This window comes from Pantoea sp. UBA4549 (assembly GCF_002387285.1).
In the GTDB taxonomy this organism is placed as follows: Bacteria; Pseudomonadota; Gammaproteobacteria; order Enterobacterales; family Enterobacteriaceae; genus Pantoea; species Pantoea borealis.
The window spans coordinates 25,539-42,343 of sequence record NZ_DGLH01000014.1 but is presented as its reverse complement, the minus strand read 5'-3'; the positions used below and the strand labels follow the sequence as shown (position 1 = coordinate 42,343).

23 protein-coding genes are annotated in these 16,805 nt (G+C 54.0%); 10 read left to right on the top strand and 13 right to left on the bottom strand.

The window, feature by feature from the left end:
• Nucleotides 1-4 precede the first annotated feature (4 nt).
• From npr to B3041_RS13820, 11 genes are all read right to left on the bottom strand, one after another.
• Nucleotides 5-277 (bottom strand): PTS phosphocarrier protein NPr, encoded by a 273-nt coding sequence (gene npr, locus B3041_RS13870; RefSeq protein ID WP_292975852.1) that lies wholly within the window; start codon nucleotides 275-277, stop codon nucleotides 5-7.
• Nucleotides 274-1,128: an RNase adapter RapZ gene (gene rapZ, locus B3041_RS13865; RefSeq protein WP_039382191.1), complete on the bottom strand. Its 855-nt coding sequence runs from the start codon at nucleotides 1,126-1,128 to the stop codon at nucleotides 274-276. Before rapZ ends, npr begins: the two co-directional genes overlap by 4 nt.
• A gap of 53 nt (nucleotides 1,129-1,181) precedes the next feature.
• Complete coding sequence (gene ptsN, locus B3041_RS13860; RefSeq protein WP_039382195.1) at nucleotides 1,182-1,664, bottom strand: PTS IIA-like nitrogen regulatory protein PtsN; 483 nt, start codon at nucleotides 1,662-1,664, stop codon at nucleotides 1,182-1,184.
• 137 nt (nucleotides 1,665-1,801) lie between these two features.
• Complete coding sequence (hpf, locus tag B3041_RS13855) at nucleotides 1,802-2,089, bottom strand: ribosome hibernation promoting factor (protein ID WP_065650295.1); 288 nt, start codon at nucleotides 2,087-2,089, stop codon at nucleotides 1,802-1,804.
• Between the two features lie 21 nt (nucleotides 2,090-2,110).
• Entirely contained in the window at nucleotides 2,111-3,544 is a 1,434-nt protein-coding gene (gene rpoN, locus B3041_RS13850; RefSeq protein ID WP_065650294.1) for an RNA polymerase factor sigma-54, read from the bottom strand.
• A gap of 48 nt (nucleotides 3,545-3,592) precedes the next feature.
• Nucleotides 3,593-4,318 (bottom strand): LPS export ABC transporter ATP-binding protein, encoded by a 726-nt coding sequence (lptB, locus tag B3041_RS13845; protein ID WP_039382204.1) that lies wholly within the window; start codon nucleotides 4,316-4,318, stop codon nucleotides 3,593-3,595.
• Nucleotides 4,319-4,321: 3 nt separating this feature from the next.
• The gene (lptA, locus tag B3041_RS13840) at nucleotides 4,322-4,876 is read right to left on the bottom strand and encodes a lipopolysaccharide ABC transporter substrate-binding protein LptA (RefSeq protein ID WP_065650293.1); all 555 of its coding nucleotides are present in this window, start codon (nucleotides 4,874-4,876) and stop codon (nucleotides 4,322-4,324) included.
• Nucleotides 4,851-5,423, bottom strand: a complete 573-nt coding sequence (gene lptC / locus B3041_RS13835) for an LPS export ABC transporter periplasmic protein LptC (protein WP_065650292.1) — start codon at nucleotides 5,421-5,423, stop codon at nucleotides 4,851-4,853. The genes lptA and lptC overlap by 26 nt, the downstream gene beginning before the upstream one ends.
• Nucleotides 5,420-5,986, bottom strand: a complete 567-nt coding sequence (gene kdsC / locus B3041_RS13830; protein ID WP_065650291.1) for a 3-deoxy-manno-octulosonate-8-phosphatase KdsC — start codon at nucleotides 5,984-5,986, stop codon at nucleotides 5,420-5,422. Before kdsC ends, lptC begins: the two co-directional genes overlap by 4 nt.
• A gap of 13 nt (nucleotides 5,987-5,999) precedes the next feature.
• Nucleotides 6,000-6,980 (bottom strand): arabinose-5-phosphate isomerase KdsD, encoded by a 981-nt coding sequence (kdsD, locus tag B3041_RS13825; RefSeq protein ID WP_065650290.1) that lies wholly within the window; start codon nucleotides 6,978-6,980, stop codon nucleotides 6,000-6,002.
• A gap of 12 nt (nucleotides 6,981-6,992) precedes the next feature.
• Nucleotides 6,993-7,976, bottom strand: coding sequence for a calcium/sodium antiporter (locus tag B3041_RS13820; RefSeq protein WP_065650289.1), 984 nt, complete (start codon nucleotides 7,974-7,976; stop codon nucleotides 6,993-6,995).
• Between the two features lie 225 nt (nucleotides 7,977-8,201).
• On the opposite strand from B3041_RS13820, the gene mlaF reads away from it, so the two are divergent.
• From mlaF to murA, 7 genes are all read left to right on the top strand, one after another.
• Entirely contained in the window at nucleotides 8,202-9,017 is an 816-nt protein-coding gene (gene mlaF / locus B3041_RS13815) for a phospholipid ABC transporter ATP-binding protein MlaF (RefSeq protein WP_065650288.1), read from the top strand.
• Nucleotides 9,018-9,021: 4 nt separating this feature from the next.
• Nucleotides 9,022-9,804: a lipid asymmetry maintenance ABC transporter permease subunit MlaE gene (mlaE, locus tag B3041_RS13810; RefSeq protein WP_065650287.1), complete on the top strand. Its 783-nt coding sequence runs from the start codon at nucleotides 9,022-9,024 to the stop codon at nucleotides 9,802-9,804.
• 4 nt (nucleotides 9,805-9,808) lie between these two features.
• A complete protein-coding gene (gene mlaD, locus B3041_RS13805; protein ID WP_065650286.1) occupies nucleotides 9,809-10,342 on the top strand; it encodes an outer membrane lipid asymmetry maintenance protein MlaD in 534 nt (177 codons plus the stop codon).
• A gap of 19 nt (nucleotides 10,343-10,361) precedes the next feature.
• Nucleotides 10,362-11,000, top strand: a complete 639-nt coding sequence (gene mlaC, locus B3041_RS13800) for a phospholipid-binding protein MlaC (protein ID WP_065650285.1) — start codon at nucleotides 10,362-10,364, stop codon at nucleotides 10,998-11,000.
• Nucleotides 11,000-11,305: a lipid asymmetry maintenance protein MlaB gene (gene mlaB / locus B3041_RS13795; protein WP_065650284.1), complete on the top strand. Its 306-nt coding sequence runs from the start codon at nucleotides 11,000-11,002 to the stop codon at nucleotides 11,303-11,305. Before mlaC ends, mlaB begins: the two co-directional genes overlap by 1 nt.
• Before the next feature lie 114 nt (nucleotides 11,306-11,419).
• The gene (ibaG, locus tag B3041_RS13790) at nucleotides 11,420-11,677 is read left to right on the top strand and encodes a BolA family iron metabolism protein IbaG (RefSeq protein WP_039382236.1); all 258 of its coding nucleotides are present in this window, start codon (nucleotides 11,420-11,422) and stop codon (nucleotides 11,675-11,677) included.
• A gap of 46 nt (nucleotides 11,678-11,723) precedes the next feature.
• The gene (gene murA, locus B3041_RS13785; RefSeq protein ID WP_065650282.1) at nucleotides 11,724-12,983 is read left to right on the top strand and encodes a UDP-N-acetylglucosamine 1-carboxyvinyltransferase; all 1,260 of its coding nucleotides are present in this window, start codon (nucleotides 11,724-11,726) and stop codon (nucleotides 12,981-12,983) included.
• 55 nt (nucleotides 12,984-13,038) lie between these two features.
• Here murA and B3041_RS13780 read toward each other — a convergent pair whose 3' ends face one another.
• Complete coding sequence (locus B3041_RS13780) at nucleotides 13,039-13,332, bottom strand: helix-turn-helix domain-containing protein (protein WP_065650281.1); 294 nt, start codon at nucleotides 13,330-13,332, stop codon at nucleotides 13,039-13,041.
• A 228-nt stretch (nucleotides 13,333-13,560) separates the two neighbouring features.
• Nucleotides 13,561-14,532 carry an octaprenyl diphosphate synthase gene (gene ispB / locus B3041_RS13775; RefSeq protein WP_065650280.1) on the bottom strand — a complete coding sequence of 324 codons (972 nt, stop codon included), beginning with the start codon at nucleotides 14,530-14,532 and terminating at the stop codon, nucleotides 13,561-13,563.
• A gap of 254 nt (nucleotides 14,533-14,786) precedes the next feature.
• Between ispB and rplU the strand changes: the two genes are divergently transcribed.
• The 3 genes from rplU (at nucleotide 14,787) to cgtA (ending at nucleotide 16,795) form a co-directional block, all read left to right on the top strand.
• Nucleotides 14,787-15,098, top strand: coding sequence for a 50S ribosomal protein L21 (gene rplU, locus B3041_RS13770; RefSeq protein WP_039382246.1), 312 nt, complete (start codon nucleotides 14,787-14,789; stop codon nucleotides 15,096-15,098).
• A 15-nt stretch (nucleotides 15,099-15,113) separates the two neighbouring features.
• On the top strand, nucleotides 15,114-15,371 hold the full coding sequence (gene rpmA, locus B3041_RS13765) for a 50S ribosomal protein L27 (RefSeq protein WP_006121751.1): 258 nt from the start codon (nucleotides 15,114-15,116) through the stop codon (nucleotides 15,369-15,371).
• A 248-nt stretch (nucleotides 15,372-15,619) separates the two neighbouring features.
• Nucleotides 15,620-16,795: an Obg family GTPase CgtA gene (gene cgtA, locus B3041_RS13760; RefSeq protein WP_065650279.1), complete on the top strand. Its 1,176-nt coding sequence runs from the start codon at nucleotides 15,620-15,622 to the stop codon at nucleotides 16,793-16,795.
• Nucleotides 16,796-16,805 lie beyond the last annotated feature (10 nt).

The window sequence follows — 16,805 nt, the reverse complement described above, 5'->3', positions numbered from 1 at the left end:
GCATTTATTCTTCGTCAAAACCGGCTTCAAACAGTTCAATGACGGCGGCCAGCGCCGCTGTTTCCTGCGGTCCGTTGGCTTCAATTTCGATATGACCGCCTTTCGCGGAATCCAGCATCAGCAGCGCAATGACGCTGCTGGCCTCAGCCTCGGTGCCCGCTTCATTGCGCAGCAGAACATCAGCGTCGAAACTCTGCACCAGCTCAAACAGCTTCATCGCCGGGCGGGCGTGCATGCCCAGCTTGTTACGGATTTCGACAGTTTGCTTTACGGTCATGATTTACGCTTTTCCAGTGTGCGATGACGCGACTGCACATTTTTACCGCGCGAACGGAAATAGTCAGCCAGCTGCTCAGCAATATACACAGAGCGATGTTTACCGCCGGTACAGCCTATCGCGACGGTCAGATAGCTGCGGTTGTTGGTTTCCAGCATCGGCAGCCACAGCTCAAGATAGCTGCGCGTCTGGTAGATAAAATTGTGCACTTCCGTATGCCGATCCAGAAACGCCGCCACCGGTCGATCGAGGCCCGTCATCGGACGCAGCTTAGGATCCCAGTGCGGATTAGGCAGAAAGCGCACGTCAAACACGTAGTCGGCGTCAATCGGAATACCGTGTTTAAAGCCAAACGATTCAAACACCATCGTGAGTTCGCGTTCGCGCTTGCCCAGCAGGCGCGTACGCAGCATCTCAGCCAGCTCATGCACAGACATCTCTGAGGTATCAATAATCAGATCGGCACGCGAGCGCAGCGGCTCCAGCAGATCGTTCTCTTCATCAATGGCGCTTTCCAGCGACAGGTTTTTGCTGGAAAGCGGATGCAGACGACGGGTATCGCTGTAGCGCCGGATCAGCGTATTGCGATCGGCATCCAGAAACAGCAGCTGAGGAGAGAAAGAGTCAGGCAGATTATTTAACGCCAGCTCAAAGACTTCCTGCGACTCCGGCATATTACGGACATCAATACTCACCGCCGCTGAAATATTACGCTCCGTCAGCGTATTAGCCAGTTCCGGCAGCAGGACTACTGGCAGATTATCGACACAGTAAAAGCCCATATCTTCCAGAGCACGCAGCGCAACTGATTTACCTGAGCCTGATCGACCACTGACGATCATCAGCACCATCACAATTCTCCCCTGTTTTATCCGGTTCGCAGACCGGTAACGCTATGTACTGATTACGAATGCGCTTCCTGAGCTTCTGTGATAATGGCGTAGAGCTCCTGATCGCTTTGCGCCGCGCGCAGGCGGCGGCAGACCGTCTTATCTGCCAGACGTTTTGCGACCAGCGACAGGGTATGGAGGTGCGTCTTACACTGATCGGCGGGCACCAGCAGAGCGAACAGCAGGTCGACCGGCTGATTGTCCACCGCATCAAAGGCAATGGGCTGATCGAGGCTGATAAACACACCAACCGCCCGCAGCGTATCCTCTTCCAGTTTGCCATGCGGAATAGCAATGCCATTGCCAATGCCGGTACTGCCCATACGCTCCCGGGTCAGAATCGCTTCGAAAAGCGTCTGGTGCGGCAGATTGAGCTGCTTAGCCGCCAGTTCGCTGATTATCTCCAGCGCGCGTTTTTTACTCTGGCAGTGTACGCCGCTGCGGGTGCAGTCAGGCGTCAGAACCGAGCTCAATTCCAGTGTCAGATCGTTGTTCATCGTGGTTTCACTTGCGAGTTCACATAGCCACAGAGCGAAAGGCCCTGCTGGCGTTTGCGCAGATGATAAAACGGGGCGCTCTTCCGCCCCATTTTTCCCTGAGCACTGAACGGGTCAGCGCTCTGCAAACGTGAAGGTTAGTGTTTTTTCAGTTTGTCTTTGTGTTTGGTCAGCTGACGTGCCAGCTTATCAACCAGCCCGTCAATGGCCGCGTACATATCTTCCGCTTCTGCTGTGGCGTGCAGCTCACCGCCGTTAACATGCAGAGTTGCCTCTGCAATCTGAGTCACTTTCTCCACTTTCAGAACAATATAAACCTGATTAATACGATCGTAATAGTGTTCAAGTTTGGCAAATTTGCTGTTCACAAATTCACGCAGCGGGTCAGTGATTTCGACATTGAGTCCGGTAAGGTTTAGCTGCATAGGTCTTCCTTCTTAGTTCAGTCAGACCAGCTGTTTACGCTGGTTTGATGGCGGTATAGATAAAGACTCGCGATACTTCGCAACCGTACGTCGCGCTACCATAATACCCTGTTCAGATAACATGGCGGTCAGTTTGCTGTCGCTCAAGGGTTTTGCGGGATTTTCTGCCGCGACCAGTTTTTTTACCAGCGCACGAATGGCCGTGGAAGAGGCTTCGCCGCCGCCTTCCGTGCTGACATGGCTGGAAAAAAAATATTTCAGCTCAAAAATGCCACGCGGACTGTGCAGATATTTTTGCGTGGTCACGCGTGAGATGGTGGACTCATGCATATCGACCTGTTGCGCGATATCTGCCAGCACCATCGGGCGCATATACTCTTCGCCCTGCTCGAAAAACGCCTGCTGCTGAGCAACGATGCAGCGGGTAACTTTGAGCAGCGTGTCATTACGACTCTCCAGGCTTTTGATAAGCCAGCGCGCTTCCTGCAGGTTATTCCGAATAAACTGGCTGTCGCTGTCGCTGCGCGCTGAACCGCCCATGGCGGCATAGTGCTGATTAATTCTCAGGCGCGGCAGGCTTTCAGCGTTCAGTTCCACCACCCAGCGTGCACCCGCTTTGCGTACCAGCACATCCGGAATAACGTATTCCGGTTCACCTGTATTAATTGATTGCCCGGGGCGCGGATCGAGCGACTGGATCAGCAGCATCGCCTCTTTCAGCACCTCTTCCTTCAGGCGGGTCACCCGCATCAGGCTGCGGAAGTCATGATTAGCCAGCAGATCAAGATGTTCACTGACAATCAGGCGCGCCTCTTTTAGCATAGGAGCGTCCGCCGCATATTGCGATAGCTGAACCAGCAGACAGTCACGCAGATCGCGCGCGCCTACACCAACCGGGTCAAACCGCTGGACGCGTTTGAGCACCGCTTCCACTTCATCCAGCGTCAGCTCATCGTCGCCGATACTGTCGCAAATGTCCTGCAGCGTCACGGTGAGATAACCGGTGGTGTCGATCGCATCAACAATGGATGTCGCAATAGCGCGGTCGGTATCGGTAAACGGTGTCAGCTCCACCTGCCACATCAGGTAATCCTGCAGCGACTGCGTGGTTTCTCCCTGGTACACCGGCAGCTCATCATCCTGATAATCAGTTCCGGTGCCGGAAGGGGTACCGGCGGTGTAAATTTCATCCCATGACGCATCCAGCGGCAGTTCGTCAGGCATCTCTTTCTGTTCCAGCGCCTCACGGGTATCTAACGTATCGCTTTCCTGCGTTTCGCGTGCGTCCACTTCATCATGAATATCGGTCTGCTCAAGCAGCGGATTGCTCTCCAGCGCCAGCTGGAGCTCCTGCTGGAGTTCAAGCGTAGAGAGCTGCAGCAGGCGAATGGCCTGTTGCAGCTGGGGGGTCATCGCCAGCTGTTGGCTGAACCTGAGTTGCAAACCTTGCTTCATAATCCGGCTTGAATGTCCTAAGCGAATATCGGGTTGATCGACACCTTATCAGAGTCTGAACTCTTCGCCCAAATAAACCCGCTTAACCTGCTCATCTGCCAGAATTTCATCTGGCGTACCGTGTGCAATCAGATTGCCCTGGCTGACAATATAGGCGCGCTCGCAGACGGCCAGCGTTTCACGCACGTTGTGATCGGTGATCAGGACACCGAGGCCGCTGTCACGCAAATGCTCAATGATCTTTTTGATATCGATAACGGAGATGGGGTCAACCCCGGCGAACGGCTCATCCAGCAGAATAAATTTTGGATTGGCCGCCAGCGCGCGTGCAATTTCCACACGGCGACGTTCGCCACCGGAGAGCGCCTGGCCCAGGCTGTTGCGCAGATGTTCAATATGGAACTCTTCCATCAGCTCATTGGCGCGATCCTGGCGCTGCTCTTCAGTCAGATCGTCACGGATCTGCAGCACGCCCATCAGATTGTCGTAGACGCTCAGCCGACGGAAAATAGAGGCTTCCTGTGGCAGATACCCGATACCACGCCGCGCCCGCGCATGCAGGGGCAGAATACTGATATCTTCATCGTCGATAATAATGCGGCCCGCATCGCGCGGTACAATGCCAACCACCATATAAAACGTCGTGGTCTTACCGGCACCGTTGGGACCCAGCAGTCCGACAATCTCGCCCGATTTAACCTGCAGGCTGACATCTTCCACTACGCGGCGGCCTTTATACGCTTTGGCCAGATTTTCAGCGACTAAAGTTGCCATCGGTCAGTTACTCTTTTTAGGGTTTGCAGCGGAACCGTTTTTATCCTGCAGCTGTGAAGGGACCAGCACCGTAGTGACGCGTTTGCTCTGACCCTGACTATAGGCCTGCATTTTCTGCTCTTTCACCAGATACGTGATGCGATCGCCTTTGATATTGCTGTCCTGCTGCTCAATGAAAGCGTTGCCGGTCAGCTCGACAAAATCGTTGGCCAGCTCATAGTGCAGCTTAGCGGCATGGCCTTTAACCGGCTTGCCGTTGTCCTGCATCTGATAAAACGTGGCCGGGTTACCATAGGCATCGACAATCGTTTTGTTGCTGTCGCCGCCGGGACGGGTCACCACCACTTTATCGGCCGTGATTTTAATCGTACCCTGCGTGACGATAACGTTGCCGGTAAAGGTCGCCACGTTGCCCTGCAGATCCAGCGCCTGATTAACCGAGTCGATATTGACCGGTTTCTCTGAATCGCCGGTGACAGCCAGGGCGGGCAGGCTGCCAATCAACAGCGATCCGAGCAGCAGCGCATTAACACTATTTTTGTTCATTTTGAATTTCATAAGAGGTTTTGACCTTTTCAAGCAGTTCGGCGTTTTTTGTCCGCAAATTGCCGCGCATCTTCATGCCCGTGGAGTTAAAACTGCGGCCAAATAACGTCACCTGGTCGTCAGACATCACATCCTGGGTCACCAGGTTGACCTGCGCGTTATCGGTGATAATGCGTTCCAGCTGAGAATCCTGCGTCAGCGTATGCACTTCAACATGGCCATACAGGTAAAGCATACGATCTTTCGTTAGCTTTGCTTTGTCCGCCCGTACTGACCAGGTTGGCACTTTGTTTTCATCAAAGGTCGTCATGACGGGACGATCAAACCAGCTGACTTCATCCGCTGAAAAGTAGGTGACTTTGTCGGAGACAAGCTTGTAGGCCAGTGCACCCGTTGGGTTGTATACCACGGTATTAGAGTTCGCGCTGGTATAGGTTGGCTCCTGATCGTTTGAAGCCAACGGCGTGGCGCTCTCATCCTGATTCGTCAGGTTCCAGCCGATCAATATCAGCGCGACCAGAGCCAGAATCAGCGTTATCCAACGCCTGCTTTTACTCATACTGATTGCCCTCTGGCATCCTCAAATTTATTCTGCGCCAGCAATATCAGGTCGCATATTTCGCGTACCGCGCCGCGTCCGCCGCTGATACGTGTGACATAGTCGGCACGCGGCAGCAACACCGGGTGCGCATCCGCTACGGCAACACTCAGACCCGCCTGCGCCATAACCGGCCAGTCGATCAGATCGTCACCAATGTAGGCCACCTGTGTGCTGTCCAGTGACAGTTTATCCAGAAGTTCACGCCACGCCAAAAGCTTATCTGATTGTCCCTGGTAAAGATGCGTAATGCCCAGCGTCTCACAGCGATCTTCCAGCAGCTTCGCGCGACGGCCGGTTATAATAGCGACTTCGATGCCGGAGGTCAGCAGGCAGCGTATACCGTAGCCGTCGCGTACGTTAAACGCCTTCAGCTCTTCGCCGCTGTTTCCCATATAGATCAGGCCGTCTGACATGACGCCATCGACATCACAAATCAGCAGGCGAATTTGCGCTGCTCGTGCCATAACCTCAGCAGAGACCGGGCCATAGCAGGTGGCGACCATCGCATTTTCAGCGTTCATTTACATTTCCTGTTCAGACTACGCCAGCGCGCAGCATGTCATGCATGTGGACGACGCCCAGCAGCCGGTCTTCATCGGCAACCAGTACGGCGGTGATGTTTTTATTTTGCATCAGATTTAAAGCGTCTACCGCCAGCATATTAGGCCGTACGCGGATCCCGCCGCGCGTCATAACATCCTGAATACGGGCTGACTGAAAATCGACGCCCATATCAAAGATACGGCGCAGATCGCCATCGGTAAAAATCCCTTCAATTTTCATTAAATCATCAACAATTACCGTGAGACCGAGGTTTTTACGCGTGATCTCCAGCAGGGCATCACGCAGGGACGCCTCGCGCGTAACGTGCGGAATTTCATCGCCGCTGTGCATGATGTCGCTGACGTGCAGCAGCAGTTTACGCCCCAGCGCGCCGCCAGGGTGCGACAGGGCAAAATCCTCTGGCGTAAAACCGCGCGCTTCAAGCAGTGCCACCGCCAGCGCATCGCCCATCACCAGCGTTGCCGTGGTGCTGGATGTCGGTGCCAGCCCAAGCGGACACGCTTCCTGGGGCACTTTCACACACAGATGAACATCTGCCGCGCGGCCCATGGCGCTGTCCGGCCGGCTGGTCATACAAATCAGCTGAACTTTCTGTCGCTTCAGCACCGGGATCAGCGCCAGGATTTCGGCAGATTCGCCACTGTTTGAGATGGCAATGACCACATCGCTGGCGCTCACCATACCCAGGTCGCCATGGCTCGCCTCGCCCGGATGTACAAAAAAGGAGGCGGTGCCGGTGCTGGCAAAGGTCGCGGCCATTTTCTTACCGATATGCCCTGACTTGCCCATGCCCATCACCACAACTTTACCCGCGCAGGCATAAAGCAGCTGGCAGGCGCGGCTGAAATCGTCATTAATATACTGATCGAGCTGTTCGAGTCCTTCACGTTCGATGCGCAGAACCTTTTTACCCGCCTGCTGAAAATCAAACTCTGCCTGCTGCTGTGACATATCAGTGCATCCTTAATAGCCAGTAAGAAGGGTGGGGCTGAGCCACAGCCATAGCACCCAGAGAAGAAATCCGCTCAGTAACAGCGTGCCTGCTAACCGGCCTACGCGCCGTTTACGCAGCAGACAAAACAGGGCAAACAGCACGCTGACGCCCAGCATCACCCAGTAATCACGGCTGAACGCGAGCGGATTGACCTCACCCGGATGAAACAGCGCGGGCAGGCCAAGAACAATCGCCAGGTTGAAAATATTGGCGCCGATCAGATTGCCAATTGCTATATCATCTTCACCTTTCAGTGCGCCTGCGACCACCGTGGCCAGCTCCGGCAAACTGGTCCCTACAGCGATAAGCGTCAGGCCCATCACCAGCTCGCTCACGCCAAAATAGTCAGCAAAAACCGTGGCATTGTCGATGACCATGCGGGTCGACATCGGCAATATAATCAGCGCGACTGCCAGCCAGAGAAAAGCCACCGTGTTACCTGCTTCATCGCGCGGCAGCTCTGCCAGCTGCTCCCGGGTGAGCGTATCGCTGTTGTCATGCCCGGCGCGGCGGGCAATGCGTATAACCGTCAGCAGATAGAACAGCGCCATTAGCAGCAGCGCCACTCCATCCAGCCGGCTCAGGTAATTATCAAACAGCATAATGCCGCTCAGTAAAGACACCAGCAGCAGTAGCGGAAGTTCGCGCCGAATCAAATTGGAGTGTACGGTTAAAGGATGAAGTAACGCTGCGCCACCCAGAATTAACAGGATATTCGTAATATTTGAGCCCAGCGCGGTGCCCACGGCTAAATCCATCTGTCCATGTTGCGCAGCTGAAAATGAGATAATCAGCTCCGGGAGAGATGTGCCGATACTCACTACCGTCATGCCAATAATCAGCGGCGGAATACCAAACGATCGGCATAAAATGGCGGCGCTGAAGACCAGTCGATCGGCCCCGTAAACCAGTAACAGCAATCCGATAAACAGCAGGGCGGTAGCTACAAACATGAAAAATCCTTGGTGGATACGGTGCCGGCGGACCCTGGCCGGCAAAAAAACCTGAGACGCGGGGGAGTCAGCCGCTGATTTTGACTCTCTGAGCGACAAAAGTAAATTTAATGACCGTTTTCGCCACACTGAACCGGTAAGTTTCTGTAAAACTATCGTGAATTGCGGAGTACCAGGCTACCATCCACCCCATTTATTACGCCCGACCCGCTTAACGAGGTAATAATGACTCAGCAGCAAACGAATCTGGTCGAGGTGCGCGGAGTGAGTTTCACCCGCGGCGATCGCACGATATTCGATGATATTTCACTTACGGTTCCGGCGGGCAAAGTTACCGCGATTATGGGGCCTTCCGGTATCGGAAAAACAACGCTGTTACGCCTGATTGGCGGTCAGTTGCAGCCTGACAAAGGCGAAATCTGGTTTCAGGGACAGAATATCCCCAGCCTGTCACGGCGCAGGCTCTATGAAGCCCGTAAGAAAATGAGCATGCTGTTTCAGTCAGGCGCGCTGTTTACCGATCTTAACGTCTATGAAAACGTCGCCTGGCCACTGCGCGAGCACACGCAGTTGCCGCCGGAACTGCTGCACAGCACGGTAATGATGAAGCTTGAAGCCGTAGGGCTGCGCGGCGCGGCGAAGCTTATGCCGGCAGAACTCTCCGGCGGGATGGCACGCCGCGCTGCGCTGGCGCGAGCCATTGCGCTGGAACCCGAACTTATTATGTTCGATGAGCCGTTTGTCGGACAGGATCCGATAACCATGGGCGTGCTGGTTAAGCTGATTGATGAGCTGAACCACTCGCTGGGCGTGACCTGTATTGTGGTGTCACACGATGTGCCTGAAGTACTGAGCATCGCCGATCACGCCTATATTGTTGCCGGGCAAAAAATCATTGCCGAAGGCAGCACCCGGGAGCTGAAGGAGAATGCCGATCCGCGGGTACGCCAGTTCATTGATGGGCATGCTGATGGTCCGGTGCCGTTTCGTTTCGCCGCCGGCGACTATCTTAGTGATTTGACCCGGACAGGGAGAGAGTAAACTCATGGTGTTACAGGCACTGGCGTCGTTCGGGCGTCGGGGAATAAACAGCTGTGCGACCTTTGGCCGGGCCGGTCTGATGCTGTTTCATGCGCTGGTGGGAAAACCCGCTTTTCGTCGCCATGCGCCATTACTGATCAAGCAACTCTACAGCGTTGGCGTACTCTCGCTGCTGATTATTGTGGTGTCCGGGCTGTTTATTGGCATGGTGCTGGGACTGCAGGGGTATTTAGTGCTGACCACTTACAGCGCAGAGACCAGTCTTGGCATGCTGGTGGCGCTGTCGCTGCTGCGTGAACTGGGACCGGTTGTCACGGCGCTGCTGTTTGCGGGGCGCGCTGGCTCAGCGCTGACGGCAGAGATTGGGCTGATGAAAGCCACAGAGCAGCTTTCCAGCATGGAGATGATGGCGGTTGATCCGTTGCGGCGCGTGGTCTCGCCACGTTTCTGGGCGGGTTTTATCAGTATGCCGCTGCTGACGCTGATTTTCACTGCGGTCGGTATTGCCGGTGGCGCGCTGGTTGGCGTGGGCTGGAAAGGTATCGATCCCGGCTTTTTCTGGTCCGCGATGCAAAGCGCGGTAGATTTTCATAATGATGTCCTTAACTGCCTGATCAAGAGCGCAGTTTTTGCCATCACGGTAACCTGGATTGCGCTGTTTAACGGCTACGATGCGATTCCGACGTCGGAAGGCATCAGCCGGGCAACAACGCGTACCGTCGTACACGCTTCACTGGCGGTGCTTGGGCTTGATTTTGTGCTGACCGCACTGATGTTTGGGAACTGATGCAATGCAAAGCAAGAAAAATGAAATTTGGGTAGGGGTGTTTATGCTGGCGGCGCTGGTGGCGCTGCTGTTTCTCAGTCTGCGCGTGGCCGATCTCAAATCGCTGGGCACTGAACCGACATGGAAGCTGTACGCCACCTTCGACAATATTGGCGGGCTGAAAATCAGTTCACCGGTAAAAATTGGCGGCGTTGTCATTGGCCGCGTCACAGATATTTCGCTGGATGATAAAAGCCTGTCGCCGCGCGTGACCATGGATATCAGCGAACAGTACGCGGATAAAATCCCGGATACCAGTTCACTGGCCATTCGCACGCAGGGGCTGCTGGGCGAACAGTTTCTGGCGCTGAATCTGGGTTTTGACGACCCGGATCTCGGGTCAGCTATGCTCAAAGATGGCGGAACGTTGCGTGATACTAAATCTGCCCTGGTGCTTGAGGATCTGATTGGTCAGTTCCTGTATAAAAGCGGCGACGGCAGCAAAGAGAATCAGTCACAGGATGGTGAGCGTGCACCTGCGCCTGCCACAACGGAATAATCCAGAGAGGTAAAACACGATGTTGAAACGTTTTCTGATGGTTGCCTTGCTGGCAATCGCTCCCCTGGCAGCCACAGCAGCGGACACGGACCAAAGTAACCCATACACGCTAATGAATGAAGCTGCAGCCAAAACCTTCACCCGGCTAAAGAATGAACAACCAAAGATCAAGCAGGATCCCAATTATCTGCGTGAGATTGTGCGTCAGGAGCTGCTGCCCTATGTACAGATTAAATATGCCGGCGCGCTGGTTTTAGGTCGTTATTATCGTGAAGCGACGCCGGCACAGCGCAACGCCTACTTTGCCGCATTCGGTGACTATCTGGCGCAGGCATATGGACAGGCGCTGGCGCTTTATCATGGGCAGACATATCAAATCCAGCCGGAGAAACCGCTGGGTGATGCCAACATCGTGGCTATTCGCGTTACCATTATTGACCCTAACGGTCGCCCGCCGGTGCGTCTCGATTTTCAGTGGCGTAAAAACAGCCAGAGCGGAAAATGGCAGGCCTACGATATGATTGCAGAAGGGATCAGTATGATCACCACCAAGCAGAATGAGTGGAGCGATCTGCTGCGCACTAAAGGCATTGATGGCCTCACTGCCCAGCTGAAAACCTCTGCGGCACAACCTATTACACTGGATAAACAGCAATAATGAGTGAATCGTTACGCTGGCAGCGCAGTACGGATACGCTGGTACTGAGCGGCAAGCTTGATCGGGATACGCTGCTGACGCTATGGCAGCAGCGCGAAACGGTCATGCAGAACATAAACGTCATTGATGTCGCGGCTCTGGAGCGAGTCGACTCTGCCGGGCTGGCGCTGCTGGTGCATCTGCGCGAGATGGTACGCGCGCAGGGAAGTACGCCGCTGTTCTCGGGGGTGACAGATAAACTCCATTCTCTTATCACGCTTTATAATCTTCAGCAGATTATTGTTTCTGCGGGAAAAAGCGTCTGATCTGACGGCTGAAAAACCAGGCCCCTGATGCGCTCAGGGGCTTTTGCATATTTAAGACTCAGCCGCTTTCCTCTAAGATATCCGCCTTATTATTATCAAGTGAAGTTATAAACCATGGAAAATAGTGAAGTTCAGGCAGTCCTGATGCAGGCGCTGTCATTAGATGAAGTCCACGTGATGAGCAACGACGGCAGCCATTTCCAGGTGATCGCCGTGGGCGAAATGTTTGGTGAACTAAGCCGGGTAAAAAAACAGCAGGCTGTCTATGCGCCGCTGATGGAATACATTGCGGATAATCGTATTCATGCCGTTTCCATCAAAACTTATACTCCCGCCGAGTGGGCTCGCGACCGTAAACTTAACGGATTCTGAGTACCCGTCTGGTTGTTTTGTTGATAGATAATTGAGAGCCGTGTTAATGGACAAATTTCGTGTGCAAGGCCCCACCCGCTTAAGTGGTGAAGTGACCATTTCCGGCGCAAAAAACGCAGCGCTGCCGATTCTGTTTGCCGCGCTGCTGGCAGAAGAGCCGGTAGAAATTCAGAACGTGCCGCAGCTGCGTGATATTGACACCACCATGAAGCTGCTGAGCCTGCTGGGTGCACGCACAGAGCGTAATGGTTCAGTACATGTTGATGCGCGCGATGTGAACGTCTTCAGCGCTCCGTACGATCTGGTGAAAACGATGCGTGCCTCTATCTGGGCGCTCGGACCGCTGGTGGCACGTTTTGGTCAGGGTCAGGTATCACTGCCGGGTGGTTGCGCAATTGGCGCCCGTCCGGTCGATCTGCATATCACCGGTCTGGAACAGCTCGGCGCGGAGATTAAGCTGGAAGAGGGCTATGTTAAAGCCTCTGTCAATGGTCGCCTGAAGGGCGCGCATATTGTCATGGACAAAGTCAGCGTCGGCGCTACCGTGACCATTATGAGTGCGGCCACGCTGGCAACCGGCACCACGGTAATTGAGAACGCGGCGCGCGAGCCGGAGATTGTCGATACAGCAAACTTCCTGAATACGCTGGGCGCAAAAATCTCGGGCGCAGGCACGGATAAAATCACGATTGAAGGTGTGGAACGTCTGGGCGGCGGTGTCTATCGCGTGCTGCCGGATCGTATTGAAACCGGCACTTTCCTTGTGGCTGCGGCTATCTCGCGCGGTAAAGTACTCTGCCGTAACGCACAGCCGGATACGCTGGATGCGGTGCTGGCTAAACTGCGCGACGCGGGTGCTGAGATTGAAACCGGTGCAGACTGGATCAGCCTGGATATGCACGGCAAGCGGCCAAAAGCAGTGAATATTCGCACCGCACCGCATCCGGGTTTTCCAACGGACATGCAGGCGCAGTTTACGCTGCTGAACCTGCTGGCAGAAGGTACGGGTGTGATCACGGAAACGATCTTCGAAAACCGCTTTATGCACATCCCGGAACTGATCCGTATGGGTGCACATGCGGAAATCGAGAGCAACACAGCGATTTGTCACGGTGTGGAGACGCTTTCGGGTGCACAGGTTATGGCGACAGATCTGCGCGCTTCTGCAAGCCTGGTGCTGGCCGGCTGTATTGCTGAAGGCACCACGGTTGTTGACCGGATTTACCATATCGATCGCGGTTATGAGCATATCGAAGATAAGCTGAAAGCGATGGGTGCAAACATCGAGCGTATCAGCGGCGAATAAGCCAGATACGACGATGTAATAGAACCAGTCACAGCAGTGTGGCTGGTTTTTTTTGTTATTTCTTAGGCGGGATCTTTTTCAGGCTATCGGGCGATCGGATCCGTTTTTTGCGATCCAGCAGAAGCAGGGTGTCAGGATCGTAATAGCGGCTAGGCCAGATCTCTGCCGGGTGTACCTCAAGCGCTGTTGCGATCAGCCACTCACCTTTAGGCCAGGGACGAGACAGCGCATTTGCGAGCGTTGAGGAGCAAAGCCCTGAGGCACGTGACAGTGCCGCCAGTGAAGTGCCACGTTTACGTAGCGCTGCGATAATATCTGCAGGATGCCAATCCTCTTTCCTTGTCTGCATAACTTGTTCTCCATATCCATGTAATGCGTAATCGCTGCCACGGCAGTGAAGGGTAAAACTGGAAATTAACGGCTCTATATAGCAAAAAGGTTCCATTAATTTCCAGTAATTGTTATACCCTGGTTGCAAAACCCGGCTGGTATTCTCAAAAAGTGTGCAAACTTGTGCAAACGGGGGCAGGAAAGTACGGAGAGAATAAAAAACGGAGCCGGGTGGCCCCGTCAGAGATTAAAAGTCGCGCTGCACTGACATATGCGCCAGCGCTTCAAGCGCAGTACGCCATGGACTCTCAGGTAGCAGCTGTAGCGCAGCAATCGCTTTATCTGCTTCTTCTTCAGCGCGTTTACGCGTCCATTCCAGGGACCCCGTCTGCTGCATAGCAGCCAGCACCGGCTCCAGCAAATGCCGCCCGTTACCTTCCTCAATAGCGCTGCGGATCATCGTGGCCTGCTCTGGGGTGCCATGATGCATGGCGTGCAGCAGAGGCAGCGTCGGTTTACCTTCGCTGAGGTCATCACCGGTATTTTTACCCAGCGTCTCGCCATCGGCACTGTAGTCGAGCAGATCGTCAATTAACTGGAAAGCTGTGCCAAGGTAGCGACCATAATCCTGCAGCGCTTTCTCCTGCGCAGGCGAAGCCTCTGCCAGGATCGCTGAGGCCTGGGAAGCGGCCTCAAACAGACGCGCCGTTTTACTGTAGATCACGCGCATGTAGCTCTCTTCAGTGATATCGGGATCGTTACAGTTCATCAGCTGCAGCACTTCGCCTTCTGCGATCACATTCACCGCTTCTGACATCAGCGCCAGGATCTTCAGGGATCCCAGACTGGTCATCATCTGAAAAGCGCGCGTATAAATAAAATCACCCACCAGCACGCTGGCGGCATTACCAAACGCTGCATTGGCAGTGGCTTTCCCGCGACGCATGTCTGACTCATCTACCACGTCATCATGCAGCAGCGTTGCCGTGTGGATAAATTCAATCAGCGCTGCGTTGGTGATATGCAGCGAACCCTGATAGTTGAGCGCACGCGCTGAAAGCACGGCAATCATAGGACGAATGCGTTTTCCTCCGCCGCTGACAATGTAGTAGCCCAGCTGGTTGATCAGTGAGACATCTGAATTCAGCTGGTCGAGGATGGTCTGGTTGACGGCCGCCATATCCTGCGCGGTTAGTTCGTTAATTTGTTCTAGGTTCATTCGTCTGTTCAGCTTTGACTGGTTTTTTGCATGGTAGGCGCTTTTACCCAGCGTGAGTTCAGGTAATCTGTTACTGATTGTACTTGAAAATTCAGGATGAGAAACGGTTGCATTCACTCTGCGCTTTTTTTCTGCAGGAGAGTGCAAAGTGCGCTTGTTTTCTGCTGGATATTTGCGTAGAATTCGCGCCCTATTGTGAATATTATCGCGCCGCCTGATTACACAGAAAGGCAAGCGCAGAAGCGGAGTTTTATATGTACGCGGTTTTCCAAAGTGGTGGTAAACAACACCGAGTAAGCGAAGGTCAGACCGTTCGCCTGGAAAAGCTGGACATCGCAACCGGCGAAACCATTGAGTTCGACCAGGTTCTGATGATTGCAAATGGCGAAGACGTGAAAATCGGCGCGCCACTGGTTTCAGGCGGTATGATCAAAGCAGAAGTTGTTGCTCACGGTCGCGGCGAAAAAATCAAGATTGTTAAGTTTCGTCGTCGTAAACACTACCGTAAGCAAGCTGGTCACCGTCAGTGGTTCACTGATGTGAAAATCACGACGATCAGCGCGTAAGAGGAGATCTGACAAATGGCACATAAAAAGGCTGGTGGCTCGACCCGTAACGGTCGCGACTCCAACGCAAAACGTCTGGGTGTTAAGCGTTTCGGTGGTGAATCTGTTCTGGCAGGTAGCATCATCGTTCGTCAGCGTGGCACCAAGTTCCACGCCGGTAACAACGTAGGCTGTGGTCGTGACCACACCCTGTTTGCTACCGCAGACGGCAAAGTTAAATTCGAAGTGAAAGGCCCGAACAACCGTAAATATATCAGCATCGTTGCTGAGTAAAGTTGTCGTGCTGCAGACGTTCATCGTCTGAACACACGAAGGAAAGGCCCCGCAGCTTTGCGGGGCTTTTTACATTCTGCCGCCGGTTATCGATTCACCGCTAACTGAGCTGCGCAGTTTGTTGTACACTTTCTGTACAGGTCATATTACCAGATTTGCATTATCCGCCGCCGGTCAGCACAGAAGACCCTGGCGGACCCGTCTGCCGCTGGGTACAGCGACAGACGACAGTGTGACGGAGAAATAGAATGAAGTTTGTTGATGAAGCAACGATCCTTGTGGTCGCAGGTGATGGCGGCAACGGTTGCGTTAGCTTCCGCCGTGAAAAATATATCCCTAAAGGCGGCCCGGACGGCGGCGACGGCGGTGACGGCGGTGACGTCTATCTGCTGGCAGATGAAAACCTTAATACCCTGATTGACTATCGCTTTGAAAAAGCGTTTCGCGCTGAGCGCGGTCAGAATGGTCAGAGCCGCGACTGTACCGGCAAACGCGGTAAAGATGTCACCATCAAAGTGCCGGTCGGTACGCGCATTATCGATCAGGGCACCGGTGAAACGCTGGGCGATATGACGCGCCATGAGCAAAAACTCATGGTGGCGAAAGGCGGCTGGCACGGGCTTGGTAACACACGTTTCAAGTCCTCGGTTAACCGTACTCCGCGCCAGAAAACCATGGGTACGCCAGGCGAGAAACGCGATCTGCAGCTGGAACTGATGCTGCTGGCCGATGTTGGCATGCTGGGTCTGCCAAATGCCGGTAAATCGACCTTTATCCGCGCTGTGTCTGCGGCAAAACCAAAAGTGGCGGACTATCCGTTTACCACCCTGGTTCCCAGCCTCGGCGTTGTGCGCATGGACAGTGAAAAAAGCTTTGTCGTGGCAGATATTCCGGGGCTGATCGAAGGCGCAGCGGAAGGTGCTGGTCTGGGCATTCGCTTCCTGAAGCATCTTGAGCGCTGTCGCGTTCTGCTACACCTGATCGACATTGCGCCTATCGACGAAACCGATCCGGTAGAAAACGCCCGTATCATTCTTGGCGAGCTGGAAAAATACAGCGATAAGCTCTATCAGAAGCCGCGCTGGCTGGTGTTCAACAAAACTGACCTGCTGAGTCAGGAAGAAGCGGAAAGCCGCGCTAAAGCGATTGCAGAAGCTCTCGGCTGGGATGAAAAATATTATCTGATCTCCGCAGCCAGCCGTACCGGTGTTAATGAGCTCTGCTGGGATGTGATGAGCTTTATCATCGCCAATCCGAAAGAAGCGGAAGAAGAAGAGAAGCAGCCTGAGAAGGTCGCGTTCATGTGGGATGACTATCACCGTGAAGCGCTGGAGACCGCTCAGGAAGTGGAAGAAGATGATGACTGGGATGAGGACTGGGATGATGAAGACGACGAAGGCGTCGAAATTATCTATCAGCGCTAATCGCAGCTAA